Genomic DNA, 16,541 nt, shown 5'->3' on the forward strand with positions numbered 1-16,541 from the left:
ACCAGATGAAGACCATGATTCCCCATTACAGCCAGCAACAAGTCCGTGCTGCATTGCCCTACGCAAGACTGATTCCTGCCTTGCGCCAGGCGTTCACCGAAGACATGATCGCCCCCAGGCGACATGCGCATACCCTGTCAGAGGCGGATAGTTCCAGTCTTTTGCTGATGCCGGTCTGGCAAAGCCATGGGCACCTGGGAGTGAAACTGGTGACGGTTGCCCCGCACAATACCAGCCTGCCCTCGGTACATGCGATCTTTGTTTTGTTTGATACGCAAACCGGTGCGCCGCTGGCCCTGATGGATGGCGAAGAACTGACCCTGCGTCGTACTGCTGCCGCTTCAGCACTGGCATCATCGTTTGCATCCCGAAGCGACAGTCAGCGTCTGCTGCTGGTCGGCAATGGCAGCCTGGCTCCACACATTGCGGTTGCACATTGCCATACCCGGCCTGTCAGCCATATCAGCATCTGGGGACGATCAGGCGATAAATCTGCACTGACTGCCAGGACGCTGCGTGAACATGCCGAGCTGCCTGCAACTGTCCATATTGAAGTGGTAAGTGACCTGGCAGCTGCCTGCGCGCAGGCCGACATCATCTCCTGTGTAACCACCAGCAAGACCCCGGTGGTACTGGGAGAACATGTGAAGGCAGGCACACATGTGGATCTGGTGGGTGGGTTTCGCCCCGATATGCGTGAAGTGGACGATGCCCTGATGCACAAGGCCACTGTCTACGTGGATACGTATGCAGGCGCGCTGACAGAAGCGGGGGACCTGACACAAACCCTGACCAATGGCAGCCTTGCCAGATCAGCCATCGTTGCGGAACTGGCCGAACTCTGTGCAGGCCAACATCCCGGAAGAACGCAAGCAACAGACATCAGTGTGTTTAAATCGGTGGGAACGGCGATAGAAGATTTATGTGCCGCCAACCTGGTTTGGGAAAGTCTGGCTGCCAACGCCTGAGCGTCATGCAGCCATTTTTCGTTCAAGTCAGCCAGCATGGCTGAGTAGCCAGATGGGGCAGTGCTGATCAGGTCTTGGAGAAGCCACCAAGCAAGGCTGCTTTTCTTTGTGGCTTGGCTGTAGTGCCTGCCTTGCCGTCTGTTGCATCTACCACTGGTGTGGCGGCAGAGGCGCTAGGTTCGTAAGGCTTAAGGAACCAGGGGTCAATTTTTTCTCTTGGCGGTTGAAAACTGCGTGTTGGCCTGTCACTTCTGTCGGCACGATCAGTCCGTTCTGTGCGTTCAGGACGCTCAGCAGAACGATCAGCACCTCTGTCGCCATTGCGGTCAGCGCGTTCACGCGGCGCACGGTGTTCAGCCTGATGTAGGGATGTAGCAACAAAACCAGCCAGGTTCAGGCGCACGATCTTTTGCTTGATCATTTTTTCGATATCGATCAACAGACGCTCATCCTGATCGGTATGCAGAGAAATCGCATCCCCTTTGGCACCGGCACGGCCAGTACGGCCTATGCGATGTACATAGTCTTCGGCGTTATATGGCAAATCAAAATTGATGACGCAAGGCAGTTCTGCAATATCCAGTCCGCGTGCAGCCACGTCAGTCGCCACCAGCACTTCAACTTCGCCCTGCTTGAAGGCTTCCAGTGCTGCCATGCGTTCTTGCTGTGACTTGTCACCATGAATCGCCGATGCCTTGACACCCTGCTTGACCAGATGTACGGCCAGACGTGATGCACCTATCTTGGTATTGGAAAAGACAATGACCTGTTTCAAGCCGCGTTCGCGGATGATAAAGGATACGGCATCGCGTTTTTCTTCCGTCGACACCTTGTACAGAATCTGCGTGACATTGTCAGCCGTGGCATTGCTGCGCGCCACTTCTATCGTCTGCGGATTGGTCAAAAAACTGGCTGCAAGCTTTTTGATTTCCTGTGAAAAGGTAGCGGAGAACATCAGATTCTGGCGCTTTTTAGGCAGCAGATTGATGATGCGTTGCAGATCAGGCAAAAAGCCCATGTCCAGCATGCGATCAGCCTCGTCCATGACCAGGATCTCGGTCTGTGACAGGTTGATGGTTTTTTGCTGCACGTGATCCAGCAAGCGCCCAGGAGTGGCAATCACGATTTCAACGCCGGAACGCAGTGCCGCAACTTGCGGTGCCATGTCCATGCCGCCAAACACCACGGTAGAACGCAGGGGCGTATGACGAGAATAGGCTTTCACGTTTTCAGCGACCTGATCAGCCAGCTCACGGGTAGGCGTCAGTATCAGCGCACGCACCGGGTGGCGTGCCGGTGATGCACTGGTATTCGCATGGGCCAGCAGCAGTTGGATAATAGGCAGGGAAAAGCCGGCGGTCTTGCCAGTGCCGGTTTGTGCCGCGCCCATGACGTCACGCCCTTGTAGAACAACCGGAATAGCCTGTTCTTGTATGGGTGTGGGGTGGACATAACCCTGATCAGTCAGGGCACGCAAAATATCCGGCGACAGGCCGAAATCAGCAAACTTCACGTCTGGCGTAGTTTGCTCGGGGACAGGTATAGCTGGGGACTTGATATCAGTCATGGTATTTGGTGGGCCTCCCGTGAGTCGAACACGGTACCAACGGATTATGAGTCCGCTGCTCTAACCAACATGAGCTAGAGGCCCAATTCTTTCTGCAAGCTCTGCCTGCTTTAATCTGAGGATAATCCAGGATTGGAAAAATACTTCAGGTTTGCAGGAAAAGCCCGATGCTGCCACCTGCAAAATACTGTGCCTACCTACTAAAAACTCAGCACAATATCAATTGAATGGGCACCGAAAAAACCGACGCCCATTGTACAACATTAATTACCTTCTAGGAAGCTCTTCAGCTTATCAGAACGCGAAGGATGACGTAATTTACGCAATGCCTTGGCTTCTATCTGACGAATACGCTCCCTGGTCACGTCAAATTGTTTACCCACTTCTTCCAGAGTATGGTCGGTAGACATTTCAACGCCAAAACGCATGCGCAGTACTTTCGCTTCACGTGGTGTCAGCGAATCCAGCACATCCTTGACGACATTACGCATGGATGCATGCAGAGCCGCATCAGCCGGAGCCAGTGTATGGTTATCTTCAATGAAATCACCCAGGTGCGAATCATCATCGTCACCAATAGGTGTTTCCATGGAAATTGGCTCTTTCGCAATCTTCATGATCTTGCGAATCTTATCTTCCGGCATTTCCATCTTGATCGCCAGGGTAGCCGGATCAGGCTCAACACCTGTTTCCTGCAAGATCTGGCGCGAGATACGATTCATTTTATTGATCGTTTCTATCATGTGCACTGGAATACGGATGGTACGTGCCTGATCAGCGATAGAACGGGTAATCGCCTGACGTATCCACCAGGTGGCATACGTCGAGAACTTGTAACCACGGCGGTATTCAAACTTGTCCACTGCCTTCATCAAACCGATATTGCCTTCCTGGATCAGATCCAGGAATTGCAAACCGCGATTCGTGTATTTCTTAGCGATGGAAATTACCAGGCGCAAGTTAGCCTCGGTCATTTCACGCTTGGCCTTGCGCGCCTTCATTTCACCGGCAGACATCTTTTTATTGATGTTGCGCAGATCAGGCAAAGGCAATACAACGCGGGCCTGCAAATCGATCAGTTTTTGCTGTAGTTGTTGTACTGAAGGGATATTACGACCCAGCACAGCACTGTAGGAATGACCGGAATTCACTTCGCCTTCAACCCAGCTCAGATTGGTTTCATTACCAGGGAAGACTTTGATGAAATGCGAACGCGGCATACCGCAGCGATTAACTACTACTTCGAGTATCTGTTTTTCCACATGGCGTACTTCATCTACCTGACCACGCAAGGTATCGCACAGTTTTTCAACCACTTTGGCAGTAAAGCGTATGCCCAGCAATTCACCGGAAATCGCTTCCTGTGCCTTGATGTAAGCCTTGGAGTTATACCCTTCTTTTTCGAAGGATCTGCGCATTTTTTCAAAATTCGTCGCAATGATTTCGAATTTTGCGAGCGAATCACGTTTCAGTTGTTCCAGTTGTTCTGCAGAGATGGCAGCAGCACCAGCGGCACCGCCATCATCATCTTCCTCGTCTTCTTCTTCGTCTTCTTCTTCGTCTTCTTCTGACTCTTCTTCGACGACGACAGCAGCAACGACAGGTGCAGACTCTTCAGACGCATTCGGGTCAACCAGGCCATCGACGATTTCATCGATCTTGATTTCATCGGCAGCAATACGGTCAGCCGCAGCCAGGATTTCAGCAATCGTGGTTGGACAGGCAGAAATCGCCTGTATCATGTCTTTCAGGCCTTCTTCGATTTTTTTCGCGATGACGATCTCGCCTTCGCGCGTCAGCAACTCAACCGAACCCATTTCACGCATATACATGCGTACTGGATCAGTGGTGCGACCAAAATCGGAATCGACCGTGGACAGCGCAGCTTCAGCAGCGGCTTCCACTTCGTCATCATCGGTCGTGACAGTGACAACGTTATCCGACAACAACAGGGTTTCTGCATCGGGGGCCTGTTCATACACAGCCACACCCATGTCATTGAAGGTACCGATAATGCCTTCAATCGCTTCCGGATCAACGACGTTTTCCGGCAAGTGATCATTGATTTCAGCAAACGTCAGATAGCCGCGATCCTTACCCAGTTTGATCAGGGTTTTCAGTTTCTGGCGACGACGTTCGAGCTCTTCTTCTGTGGCTTCCGGATCAGATGAGAAAGCATCTTTCAGCAAGGCTTTTTCCTTGGCTTTGCGATCTTTTGCCTTGGCCTTGTCTATGGCTTTCATCTCGGCGCGTTCTACCGCGTTCAATGCAGCGATTTCTTCATTCTCAGGCTGATATTCTTTAGGCTTGCGACCACGACGACCAGGCACCTTCACTCCAGGCAATACGTAGCCGGAAGTGTCAATGGCGGCAAGCACCGCAGCATCGGTAGTCTGGCTTACGGTAGGCGCAGAACCGGTCTTGATTTCCTGCACCTCTGGTGCAGCTTTTGCTGAATTCTTGGTTGGCTTAGTCACTGTCTTTGAATCGGTTTTGTTAATTGTCACAGAAGCTTTCGATGATACGGATACTGGTTCTGGCTGAGGCCTGGCTAGTGCTGCACTCTTGGCTTTTCCACTTGCCTGAGAACTGGCCGCTTCTGCAGGCAAATTCTCTTTTCTTGCCGGGGGTTTCGCATTCTTGCCGCTCACGTCCTTACCAGCCGTTTTTGTCGCAGACCTGGACTCTTCAACATCCACGTCTTTGGCTTTTGCTGCCGCCTTCAATACTGCTTTACTTGCTACCTGTTTCGTTGCCTGTGGTGTCACTGCAACCGTATTCTTTATTACTTTAGGCGCTTTAACGTCTTTCGCAACCCCTTTTTTCTCGAGCACTTTTTCCGCAGTCTTCACCTGCTTGCTACCGGACTTTGATGCGGGCAGCGTAACGACAGCGGTTTTACCCGGCTTGCCGGCAACCACCTTTACAGATGCCTTCGCTGCTGCATTGCTGCCTGCACTTGCCGCTTTCGCGGTGCTGGCAACGGTCTTTACCGTTTTTGTTACGGCCGTGGCCTGCGCTTTTTTGGGCGCGGTAGTCACGGTTTTCTTAACCGTAGTGGATGCCAGGGTTTTCGCGGGTTTCTTCATTGCGTTAGCCATTGAATCAAACCATCCGGAACTGAGGAAGTCGCCTGTTTGGATTTCACAAAAAAGAAAATGCGCTGCCATCAGATCTTGCGACCTGCATCGCAGAGCAAACTCTTGTTTGTTTCAGACTTCCCGAGTCTCAGCGCCAGTGTTTTGGGTTACTCGGAGGAGCATTACACTCACCTAAACAACACATTCCACGCAAATGCCAAGAGCTTTGCCCAGAATGAAACAACCTAAGACCTTGAATCGAAAGCCTTTAATTATAACACGCGAGCGTACTTTACTCCAGCCCAAGACTATGCCATATAGCTATTTCCTGAACAAAATTTAGGCAATATCACAGCAGTTACAGGCATTTCAATACAGTTTTGCACACAAAAAATTGCCAAATGGTTTAGCAAAATGTGCAATCAGCGCGTTAATTCTTCAAGTATGCACAGCAATTGATGGCGAAAGCCGCAATAACAAGGGCCAGGTCAAGCAATCATCAAGCCAGCAACGAAAAAACCTCTGGAATTTATCTAAAAGCAACACAGAGGCAGGATAAACGAGCTCAAACCACCACTTCATCGATTGGCGGCTTCAGCCTCTGCCTCTTTACGCAATTGCCCCTGCAACAACATAATTTCGCGATAGCGGGCAATATCTGCTTCTTCACGCAGGCCACGCGCAGCCAGCGCGTCCAGCTCTGACCGCAATACCTGAAAACGCACCTGGCGTATGGCCCCAGACAATTCCTGCCTGACCATGTCGATATCGGTTTCAGTCTGCTCAGCCACTTCGGCAATCAGCGCATCAAAATCAGACCCACTGGCCCGCAACTGTTCTGCCAGGGCAGCAAACTGGGCGTGCTCACCCATGCTTTGCGCAATGGCTACCAGTTGCCCCAGCATGGCCGCACCATCCGGTGCCAGCATGGCAGCATCGGCCAGCATGTTTTCGTCCAGCATCAACGCCAATGAAGGATGCGCCACCAGAATACGGATAATCTGTCGTTCCAGCCCCACAGGCGCACTTCGCTTGGATTTGGGCGGCGCCAGTTTCTGGCGCGCCACGGGTTGACTCAATTCAAACATGGTTTCAATTTCTGCCGGACTGGTCTGCGTCACCTGCGCCAAATTACGCACCAGTTGCAAACGCAGGCCGGAAGGCTGCATCGCCTGCAACAAAGGCTTGGCATCAAACTGGGTTCTGGCTCGCCCTTCTGCCGTTGTCAGGTCATTATCGCCTATGGTTTCACGCATGAAAAATTGCGACAGCGGCATGGCATCATGCACTTCCTGCTCAAAGGCTTCGGTACCAAATTCACGAATGAAACTGTCGGGATCATGCTCGGTCGGCAAGAACAAAAACTTGATAATCTTGTCGTCGTTTGCATGCGGCAGACAGGCATCCAGCGCACGCCTTGCAGCACGACGCCCGGCACTATCACCATCAAAACTGAAAATCACGTGGTCCGTCTGGCGCAAGAGTTTTTGCACATGAGTCGGCGTACAGGCCGTTCCCAAGGTGGCCACGGCTTGCGGGAAACCCATTTGCGCCAATGCCACCACATCCATATAACCTTCTGTCACCAACACATAGCCAGCTTCGCGTATCGGTTGACGCGCTTCAAACAGACCGTATAACTCAAAGCCTTTTTGAAACAAGGGGGTTTCTGGCGAATTCAGGTATTTAGGTTCGCCCTGCTCCATAATGCGACCGCCAAAACCGATCACCTGCCCTTTGGTATTACGGATCGGGAACATGACGCGATCACGAAAACGGTCATAGCGCTTGCGCCCACCGCCCTCTTCTTCGCTCTTGTCTATCACCAGACCAGCCTCAACCAGCGAAGCATCGCCATAATCATTGAAGACAGAACGCAAACCATCCCAGGCATCAGGTGCAAAACCCAGCCCGAAACGTGCCGCCACTTCACCGGTCAAACCACGTTTTTTCAGATACGCAATAGCTTGTGGCGCAGTACGCAATTGCTGCTTGTAATATTCACCGGCCTTGGTCATGACTTCGGACAGGGCCAGACTTTTTGCCTGCACTTCTGCCCTTTGTGCCGGCAGCATGCGATCCTCTTCCGGCACGATCATGCCATTGCTTTGCGCCAGATCGCGAATCGCATCGACATAACTGAGGCCGGAATATTCCATCAAAAATCCGATGGAACTGCCATGCGCACCACAACCAAAACAATGATAAAACTGCTTGGTTGGACTTACTGTAAAACTGGGGGATTTTTCATTATGAAAGGGGCACAAACCCATGTAGTTTGCGCCACCTTTTTTTAATTGCACGTATTTACCCACCACGTCGACAATGTCAACGCGGGCCAGTAGATCCTGGATAAAACTCTGAGGTATCAAAGCAGGATGCCAGCAAATGAATTCAACACGCGCGACGCCGGCAAATTATTTTGCCAATGCCGCCTTGACCAAACCAGACACCTTGCCCATATCGGCACGACCGGCCAGCTTGGCTTTCAATACATCGATGACCTTACGCATGTCTTGCGGGCCAACAGCACCGGTTTCAGCGACAGCAGTGGCCACAGCAGCCTGCACTTCTTCATCTGACAGTGCAGCAGGCATGTATTTCGACAAAATTTCCAGTTCAGCTTTTTCTATGTCTGCCAGATCCTGGCGACCACCGGCTTCAAACTGCGTGATGGAGTCTTTGCGCTGCTTGATCATTTTTTCTATGATCGCCAACACCATGCCATCGTCCAGCTCTATGCGCTCATCCACTTCTTTTTGCTTCATGGCGGCAGTCAGCAGGCGAATAGTACCCAGTTTGGCTGTTTCTTTGGCACGCATTGCGGCCTTCATGTCGTCGGTGATCTGTTCTTTTAAAGTCATGGCCAACCCCTGATATCAATTAATCAAATAGTAGTCAAACAATCGTCGAATAACATTTCGACAAAAACAACAAAGCCCGCTGCGGCTGACCGGAGCGGGCATGCAAACCTAAGCAGATAACCGCGATGTACCCGGCAAACCGACCGCCGAACACAACAACAGGATTAGTACATCTTCTTAGGCAATTGCTGACTACGAATACGTTTGTAGTGACGCTTAACAGCAGCAGCCAGCTTACGCTTGCGTTCCGCTGTTGGCTTCTCGTAGAACTCGCGAGCGCGCAATTCGGTCAACAGACCGGTCTTTTCGATAGTGCGCTTGAAGCGGCGCATGGCGACTTCGAACGGCTCGTTTTCTTTAAGGCGAATTGTGGTCATGTAAGTTCAAACCATGGAAAGATTTATAGGAAGACCGAGATATTAACAGGAAAAATAGATTAATGGAAGAAGCTTGATTAAATCTTGCGCAAATACTTGCAGGGCCGGGTAATAAAAGCCTGCGCAACGTCAGATAAACATCCCTGTTCTTCCTTGATTTATGGGGGAGTATAGGAAAATACTTAACCGCTTCCCCTCCTGCAACAATAGCCTGAAATTTATACTCCCTACAGTATAAAGCAAATCAAGGTCTTATGCAAAAACACAACGCCAGGTCCCCTCAGGCTCCATTACACCGACAGGCCAGCAGCGCTACCCGATGCCCAGGCCCACTGGAAATTATATCCCCCCAGCCAACCAGTCACATCCACCGCCTCACCTATAAAATACAGGCCAGGCACTTTATTGCTCATCATGCTTTGCTGTGACAATTCACGCGTATCAACACCACCTCGTGTCACCTCGGCCTTGCGATATCCTTCAGAACCATTCGGCACCAGTTCCCAGCGATTCAGTTTTTCACCTATCAGGCGCAGGCGCTTGTCAGGCATATCGGCCACCTTTGCGTCACCGGTAAAACCGTGCGCCAGCAGCAAGCCATCCACCAGCCGGGCCGGCAGGTATTGTGATAAATGATTGGCCAGATTTTTCTTGATCATGGTCTTGTTTTCCACCAGGTCCTGCGCCACATCGATTTCGGGCAAAAGATTAATGCGCAAGGCTTTGCCCGGCTCCCAAAAGCTGGATATCTGCAAGACCGCCGGACCAGACAAGCCACGGTGGGTAAACAATAAATCTTCCCTGAATACGGTACGTGCTTTTTTCTCACCGGTTTCTATATCCACCTCCAGCGAAATACCGGACAAGGGCACAAATGGCTCCCATGCAGTGGCGTCAAAAGTCAATGGCACCAGCGCCGGGCGCGTCTCTATGATTTTCAGGCCAAACTGACGCGCAATTTTATGGGCAAAATCAGTTGCACCTATCTTCGGTATGGATAAGCCACCAGTAGCAATCACCACCTGCCCTGCCTTCACTTCACCGGCTCCAGTATGCAAGATAAATCCCTGGCCATCTTGCTGTACATCGTCCACCTTGCAGCCCATGCGCCATTCCACTTTACCGGCATCACATTCAGCTTTCAGCATGCGTATGACATCTTCTGCACTGTCATCACAAAACAACTGCCCCTTGTGCTTTTCATGCCATGCAATGTGATGACGCTTCATCAGCGTCAGGAAGTCTTGCGGGGTATAACGTGAGAGTGCACTTTTACAAAAGTGCGGATTCTCTGACAAAAAATTAGCAGGTGTTGCATGCAGGTTAGTAAAATTGCAGCGGCCACCACCAGAGATACGGATTTTTTCTGCCAGGCGATCTGCGTGGTCTATCAACACCACGCGCTTGCCACGCTGACCAGCGACTGCTGCACACATCAAACCGGCAGCACCGGCGCCGATAACGGCAAGATCAAACTGTTTGCTCATGGCTTTTTACTTTCACAAAATTCAGGCGAGATTGTAGCGCAGGGCATGCGGGCTCGTCCGCAAACAGGAAGCCTTACATTCCAATCCGGAATAATTCCTGAGTACGAATCAAGCTGATTGAGTGGGTTATAGAGCCGGTTATAGAGCTACCGATCAAGCTACTTGGCAAGCAAACTCATTGCCTGATTTTTACAGCACTCATCCCCTGCATGCATCAGAAAACAAAACCCATTGCTGTAACATCTTGATACACAAATGCTGCTCATTTTTCCAATGTCATAATTGATTTGAAAACTGTGTCATCGTTTCGCGTATCCATTAAATCAGACGCACCAAATCACCCGCCTGACGCACCAAAAAAACGCAAAGCAATTTTGCGTCAAATCAAGCGTATCCCTGTTTGAAATACACAACATATTTCTTCCAAAAAGCGCATTTACTTATAATCAAATAAGTAATTCTTGACTTGTTTCTGGCCAAGAGAGATAACAACAACGCAGCCACGCAAACGATTACGCAAACGATTGCGATGGCTCCTGTAGCGAAATCTTGATTTCACCACGCCCCATTTCAGGGATGGTGCATATGCACCATGCCGGAACACCCTCGATTAACATCATTTTGGGAACATACCTATGCGCAAAACTATTTCTCAGCAACTACACAAGGGAGTCGGACTGAGCGCCATCGCTTTGGCCGTTGCCGCCGCCTTCCCCATGCAAGCTGCCTGGGCCCAGGACGCCAAGCCTGAAGCCAAAAATGACGGCACACAACTGGAAACAGTGATCGTTACTGCTAACCGCCGCGCAGAAAACATCAAAGAAGTTCCGATGTCGATTTCCGCCATCAAAGGCGAAGCACTGGATACCTACAATGCCAGCGGCCAGGATATTCGCTTCCTTGCAGCCCGCGTACCCAGCCTGAACGTGGAATCCGACTTCGGTCGTACTTTCCCGCGTTTCTATATCCGCGGCCTGGGTAACACCGATTTCGATTTGAATGCATCCCAGCCAGTAGGTCTGGTCTATGATGATGTCGTACAGGAAAGCCCGATGCTGAAAGGCTTCCCTGTATTTGACGTGGATCAGGTTGAAATTCTGCGGGGCCCACAAGGTACATTGTTTGGCCGTAACTCCCCTGCCGGTGTATTGAAGTTTGACTCTGCCAAACCAACCCGCCGCTTTGAAGGTTATGCCAACGTCGGTTTTGGTAATTACAAGGCCATCAATCTGGAAGGTGCCGTCAACGTTCCTTTGAGTCCAGACTGGGCAATGCGCTTCTCTGGTCAGTCACAGACCCGTGATGACCGCGTCACCAATCCACGTTCCACCGGTGAGAAAAACCTCGAAGGTTATCGCGATAATGCAGCACGCCTGCAATTCGCGTACAAAAATGGTGACTTCAGCGCCCTGATCAATCTGCATGGCCGTGACATGTCCGGCAATGCAACCCTGTTTCGCGCCAACATCATTCAAAAGGGTACGAATGAACTGGTGCCTGGTTTCGACTATGGCAGCTACCCGACTGACGGTCTGAACACTCAGACCCTGAAATCGTCCGGCGGCAGTCTGCGTCTGCGCTGGGATTTGCCAGGCATCAGCCTGCATTCCATCACAGCTTATGACAAAGCGAAGTTCTACAGCCGCGCTGACGTTGACGGTGGTTACGGCGCATCCTTCGCATCCACCATGGGCCCAGGTTTTATTCCCTTCCCATCTGAAACAGCCGATGGCTTGCCTAGTCTGAAACAGATCACGCAAGAATTCCGCGTTGAATCGAATACCAAAGACCCATTGCAATGGATAGGTGGTCTGTATTATTTCAGCGAAGAACTGCAAGTAGACAGTTTTGATTTCAACTCCCTGGCACCGGGCAATCCACAAGATGGTTATGCAGTACAACATCAGAATGCCAAATCCTGGGCAGCCTTCGGTACTGTCAACTATGCAGTAACTGAACAGTTCAAACTGCGCGGCGGCTTGCGTTATACCAGCGACAAAAAAGACTTTGATGCACAACGTACCTGGACACCGGGCACCGCATTCGGTACACCAGGCACGCCAGTACTCAGGGCCAATCCATCTGCCACCAACATTAGTTGGGATTTGGGTGCCAATTACACGCTGGACAAGGCAACGTCCGTCTTTGCGCGTATCGCCACCGGCTATCGTGCCCCAAGTATCCAGGGCCGCGTTCTGTTTGGTGACAGCATCTCTGTAGCCAACTCTGAGAAAACCCTGTCTTTCGAAGCCGGTATCAAGAAAGACATCCTGGATAACACAGCACGTGTCAGCGCTACGGTATTCCAGTACACAGCGAAAGACCTGCAATTGACCGCAGGTAGCGGCGGCGTGAACCAGAATAAACTGGTGAATGCTGACAAAGCCGTCGGTCAGGGCTTTGAACTGGAGTTGCAGGCCAACCTGAACCGCAGTTGGAAAACCACAGTTGGCGTCAGCTACAACGATACTGAAATCAAGGACGACAAACTGTTCGTCGCCCCATGCGGTAACGGCTGTACAGTCACCAATCCTGCCGGTCCGGTCAAAGGCACGGTACTGATCGGTGGCAATCCTCTGCCACGCGCACCGAAGTGGGTAGGTAACTTCTCACTGCGTTATTCCACACAGATCGGCGAAGGCATGTTGTACGCCAACACCGACTGGTCTTACAAGGACAGCTACAACATGTTCCTGTATGAAGCCAAGGAATACCGTGCCAAGTCCCTGCTGGAAGGCGGTGTACGTGTAGGCTATATGTGGGCAGACGGCAAGTATGAACTGGCAGCTTATGGTCGCAACATCACCAACAAGCAACAGGTCGTTGCCGCTATTGATTTCAACAACCTCACAGGTATCCTGAACGAACCACGCAGCTACGGCGTGCAATTCAAGGCCAACTTCTGATAGTCTGTTAAGCATAAAAAACGCCGGATTATTCCGGCGTTTTTTTATGTCTGTACATCAGTCATTTAGTTAAGTTGAGTTGATTTTGGTTGAGTTTAGTTGAGTATTGCCTTCAACAACTCACTCCCTCATCCACCTTATCATGGCAGGAAAAGCTTCTTTCCCTTCCTTCTCCGCCCGCACCGCTCCCAGACTCAATCCCGCCCATTCCAAAAACGGCAAACCAATATATGTTCCCGCTTCGAAGGTCTCGATCAACCAGGCTGAATCATCTTTATATCCGTCGCCATGAAACACAAAATCCAGCGGCAAATCCAGTTCGCGCGCAGCGGCAAACGACCACAATATGGCGGCGATTTCTTCCCCCTGCGGTGGCCAGTCCTTATCCTGCTGTGCACTGCCGATCAAGGCACGCTGGGATGAGGGTGTCACCGCCAGATGCCCCGCTTCATGCACCATGTCACCGGGATATTTCAGCCGGCCATAGTCTACATAAATACAGCCTGGACCCAGATCAAGGCCAGGTAAAAATGTGGTGTGCAATAACTCGCGCTCTATGACCTCGACACCGATCCGGTCCAGAAAACGCAGGACTGTTTTCAGACGCGGGTCATCCCTGATGGGGTTGATGTTGGTATCGGCCAAATCCAGTTCCATGATGTGTCGGGTTTTAAGTCGGGTTTTAAGTCGGGGGGTTACGTCTGTTCTTGCAGTGATTGCGCCACCGTGACGCAATGCTCGACCTGGGCAGCGATATTCTCTGGCACGGCAACTTCACCTGCCAGCACGGCCCGTATCCAGGCCGCGGTGGTAGCTGCCTCAATGCTTTCGGGCACCTGTGGCACTTCCGCCAGGGGTTCTTGTTGCACGGGCACCAGAGTCCTCAGTTGCCGCTGATGGAACCAGTCTATTTGTTGTGCGCGTCCGGTGCTGGCAACGGTTTCGCCTTCGGTACCACGCATCAAAAAGACATCACCGGCTTCAACCGGTGCGCAACCTGAAAAATAGTCTTTCAGCATGATCAGGTATTCCGGATGCGTGTAGGAACTCAGGCGCAGGGCCGGCACAGCAAAAGGCTGCAAGATCTTCACCAGCGTGTGGGTGGAATTGCGCACCCCCAGAATACGCCGCAGGCTCAGCAAATGGGCCATGGCAGGCGACAAGACATCAACCGGCATGAAGGCAGGCTGCAGTTGCTGCATCTGTTCCAGCGCCTGTTCTGCGGTCGTTACCAGGGGCAAACCCAAAGCCTGGAATATTTCAGCAGTGGCGACACGACCCGTGTCGGTACGAACCCCATGTACCAGTACCGGCACGCCACGTTTTGCCAGCAGCAAGGCCAGCAAAGGCGTCAGATTGGCTTTTTTGCGTGCTCCGTTATACGTAGGAATGATGACTGGTGCATAAGCGCTGCCTGCCGGTGCCTGCATGGGCAACATATACGGCTGCGCTGCCTGCAAAAAACCTGCAATTTCTTCTATCGATTCGCCCTTGATTCGCATGGCCAGCAAGATTCCGCCCATCTCCAGGTCAGAAACCCTGCCCGCCAGCATGGCGGTATACAAGGTGGCGGCATCGGCCTGTGTCATGCTGCGTGCACCATCCTTGCCGCGCCCTATCTCTTTGATGAATTTGGCGGCAGCCAGGGGCTCGGCCATGTCTGTCAGGTCTGTGGCGCTGGTAGCGTTAAATGGCAAGAACTTCAAACCGTTTTCTCCAAAAGTTTCAGGATGAAACGCCATTCATCCGCCGTTACCGGGGTAATCGACAAACGGCTGCCTTTTTGCAGCACCGTCATGTTTTCCAATTGCGGATAGGTCCTGAGTTCGGCCAGGCTCAGCAAACGGGTTTTACGTTTGGCCTTGACATCCACCATCATCCAGCGCGGGGTTTCCTGCGCAGCCTTGGGGTCAAAGTATTTGCTGTCTTTTTCAAACTGGGTGTGATCCGGGTAAGCCGTGCTGGCCACTTCAGCCAGACCGGCGATACCAGGTTCAGGGCAACTGGAATGATAGAACAGCACGCCATCACCGACACGCATGCCGTCGCGCATGAAATTGCGCGCCTGGTAATTGCGCACACCAAACCAGGGGATGCTGGGCAGCGCCAGCACATCATCGATGCTGATCTCATCCGGTTCAGACTTCATTAACCAATAGGCCATGGCAGAATAGTTGAAAAATCAAAAGGAAATTGTCGCACATTTCTTAATGTTTTTTCATTCAAGGCACAAGGATGGACAGAAATAAGCCGCACGCTCTTGCAGACAGTCTCCCGCGCGTGCCCACCAAATCCAGAACAACGTTCTCCCCCCTTACATCAGAACATGACGGCTATATGCTCCGTGTGAATACCGGAAGTGACAGAGGTCATACGATCACATGCCGTCATCAGCAATATCGCGAAAAAATAGACAGGCAAAGAAAAACGGCTGTCATTGAATGACAGCCGTTCTGATATAAGTCCCCACCGATGCCGCTATGCCGGCATCCTGAACCTGGCGGTTCAAGTTGGCCACAGTCAGTTCAACTTCGGGTTCATCGGACTAGCGACGCTCACACCAATCGAACAATTTCCACGGCCTATGCACATAAATGGTTCAAGGAATATATGGCATTGGCGAACACGGTAGGGATCTAAAGTGTAACCCCAAATGGCAGTTTTCTGCCAGCTATTTTGATTAAATTAAATAATAGCGGATGCAATCAAAATAGTTTTTCTTGTGGGGTCAGCGCGTGATCCATGGTCTCGTGCATGTCATTAATCTTTTGCTTGACTTCTGCCAATGACATACCAGAGAGCGGGCCCTCGGGTGATTTGGTTGCCAGCAACTCGGTCGTCATGCTCAGTGCAGCCATGACAGCAATCCTGTCATTGCCTTTGACCTTGGCCGCATCGCGTATGGTCGACATCTTGCCGTCAAGATAGGCAGCGGCTTCACGCAGGGCACGGTCTTCGCCCTCCTTGCAACTCAGCTTATAGCTTTGCCCCATGATGGTGACGTCGACCTGTATCAGTTTGGCTTCGCTCATGCTGCTTCCTTGTCATTCAATACCTCGGCTGGCAATTGGGCCAGCAAGGCAGCAACACGATCGTGCGCCTGATGCATGCGTTGTTGCAGGTCTGCATTTTGCGTCGTCAGGGACGTCACGTCATTCCTCAGCCCCGCATTTTCGCTGCGTAAGGCATGAGCCAGCTCGGCAAGCCGCGCTACTTTTTCTGCAAGCAATTCGAAATCGGAAATCATCATGTCTCGGTAGTAAGGATCTGGAACTCAGCCTTTAATTATACG

The 16,541-nt window shown here is 51.5% G+C and carries 13 protein-coding genes, 1 tRNA gene and 1 other RNA gene; 2 read left to right on the forward strand and 13 right to left on the reverse strand.

All coding sequences use genetic code 11. The features are described 5' to 3' along the window. Positions 1-14 precede the first annotated feature (14 nt). On the forward strand, positions 15-968 hold the full coding sequence (locus tag ACO0LK_RS20200) for an ornithine cyclodeaminase family protein (protein WP_422978214.1): 954 nt from the start codon (positions 15-17) through the stop codon (positions 966-968). Between the two features lie 67 nt (positions 969-1,035). On the opposite strand, the gene ACO0LK_RS20205 is transcribed toward ACO0LK_RS20200, so the two are convergent. From ACO0LK_RS20205 to ACO0LK_RS20235, 7 genes are all read right to left on the reverse strand, one after another. Next, a complete protein-coding gene (locus ACO0LK_RS20205; protein ID WP_422978216.1) occupies positions 1,036-2,535 on the reverse strand; it encodes a DEAD/DEAH box helicase in 1,500 nt (499 codons plus the stop codon). A gap of 6 nt (positions 2,536-2,541) precedes the next feature. Then, positions 2,542-2,619: transfer RNA gene (locus ACO0LK_RS20210), tRNA-Ile, on the reverse strand. A 179-nt stretch (positions 2,620-2,798) separates the two neighbouring features. Next, a complete protein-coding gene (gene rpoD / locus ACO0LK_RS20215; RefSeq protein WP_422978326.1) occupies positions 2,799-4,970 on the reverse strand; it encodes an RNA polymerase sigma factor RpoD in 2,172 nt (723 codons plus the stop codon). A 1,223-nt stretch (positions 4,971-6,193) separates the two neighbouring features. Beyond that, entirely contained in the window at positions 6,194-7,987 is a 1,794-nt protein-coding gene (gene dnaG, locus ACO0LK_RS20220) for a DNA primase (RefSeq protein ID WP_422978218.1), read from the reverse strand. A 45-nt stretch (positions 7,988-8,032) separates the two neighbouring features. Next, on the reverse strand, positions 8,033-8,479 hold the full coding sequence (locus tag ACO0LK_RS20225; RefSeq protein WP_422978220.1) for a GatB/YqeY domain-containing protein: 447 nt from the start codon (positions 8,477-8,479) through the stop codon (positions 8,033-8,035). Positions 8,480-8,643: 164 nt separating this feature from the next. Next, positions 8,644-8,856: a 30S ribosomal protein S21 gene (gene rpsU / locus ACO0LK_RS20230; protein WP_005877634.1), complete on the reverse strand. Its 213-nt coding sequence runs from the start codon at positions 8,854-8,856 to the stop codon at positions 8,644-8,646. 290 nt (positions 8,857-9,146) lie between these two features. Next, on the reverse strand, positions 9,147-10,343 hold the full coding sequence (locus ACO0LK_RS20235; RefSeq protein WP_422978222.1) for an NAD(P)/FAD-dependent oxidoreductase: 1,197 nt from the start codon (positions 10,341-10,343) through the stop codon (positions 9,147-9,149). A gap of 635 nt (positions 10,344-10,978) precedes the next feature. On the opposite strand from ACO0LK_RS20235, the gene ACO0LK_RS20240 reads away from it, so the two are divergent. Beyond that, the gene (locus ACO0LK_RS20240; RefSeq protein ID WP_422978224.1) at positions 10,979-13,249 is read left to right on the forward strand and encodes a TonB-dependent receptor; all 2,271 of its coding nucleotides are present in this window, start codon (positions 10,979-10,981) and stop codon (positions 13,247-13,249) included. Between the two features lie 120 nt (positions 13,250-13,369). On the opposite strand, the gene ACO0LK_RS20245 is transcribed toward ACO0LK_RS20240, so the two are convergent. From ACO0LK_RS20245 to ACO0LK_RS20270, 6 genes are all read right to left on the reverse strand, one after another. After that, on the reverse strand, positions 13,370-13,906 hold the full coding sequence (locus ACO0LK_RS20245; RefSeq protein ID WP_422978226.1) for a hypothetical protein: 537 nt from the start codon (positions 13,904-13,906) through the stop codon (positions 13,370-13,372). A gap of 38 nt (positions 13,907-13,944) precedes the next feature. After that, entirely contained in the window at positions 13,945-14,907 is a 963-nt protein-coding gene (gene ybiB / locus ACO0LK_RS20250; protein ID WP_422978328.1) for a DNA-binding protein YbiB, read from the reverse strand. A gap of 44 nt (positions 14,908-14,951) precedes the next feature. After that, a complete protein-coding gene (locus ACO0LK_RS20255; RefSeq protein WP_422978228.1) occupies positions 14,952-15,413 on the reverse strand; it encodes an EVE domain-containing protein in 462 nt (153 codons plus the stop codon). Between the two features lie 295 nt (positions 15,414-15,708). Then, positions 15,709-15,887, reverse strand: a non-coding RNA gene (ssrS, locus tag ACO0LK_RS20260) — 6S RNA. Positions 15,888-15,954: 67 nt separating this feature from the next. Then, complete coding sequence (locus ACO0LK_RS20265) at positions 15,955-16,266, reverse strand: cell division protein ZapA (protein WP_422978330.1); 312 nt, start codon at positions 16,264-16,266, stop codon at positions 15,955-15,957. Between the two features lie 11 nt (positions 16,267-16,277). Further along, positions 16,278-16,496: a DUF904 domain-containing protein gene (locus ACO0LK_RS20270; protein ID WP_186948517.1), complete on the reverse strand. Its 219-nt coding sequence runs from the start codon at positions 16,494-16,496 to the stop codon at positions 16,278-16,280. Positions 16,497-16,541: the final 45 nt, after the last annotated feature.

Origin of the sequence: Undibacterium sp. Ji49W (genome assembly GCF_049340205.1) — a bacterium.
Taxonomy (GTDB): domain Bacteria; phylum Pseudomonadota; class Gammaproteobacteria; order Burkholderiales; family Burkholderiaceae_D; genus Undibacterium.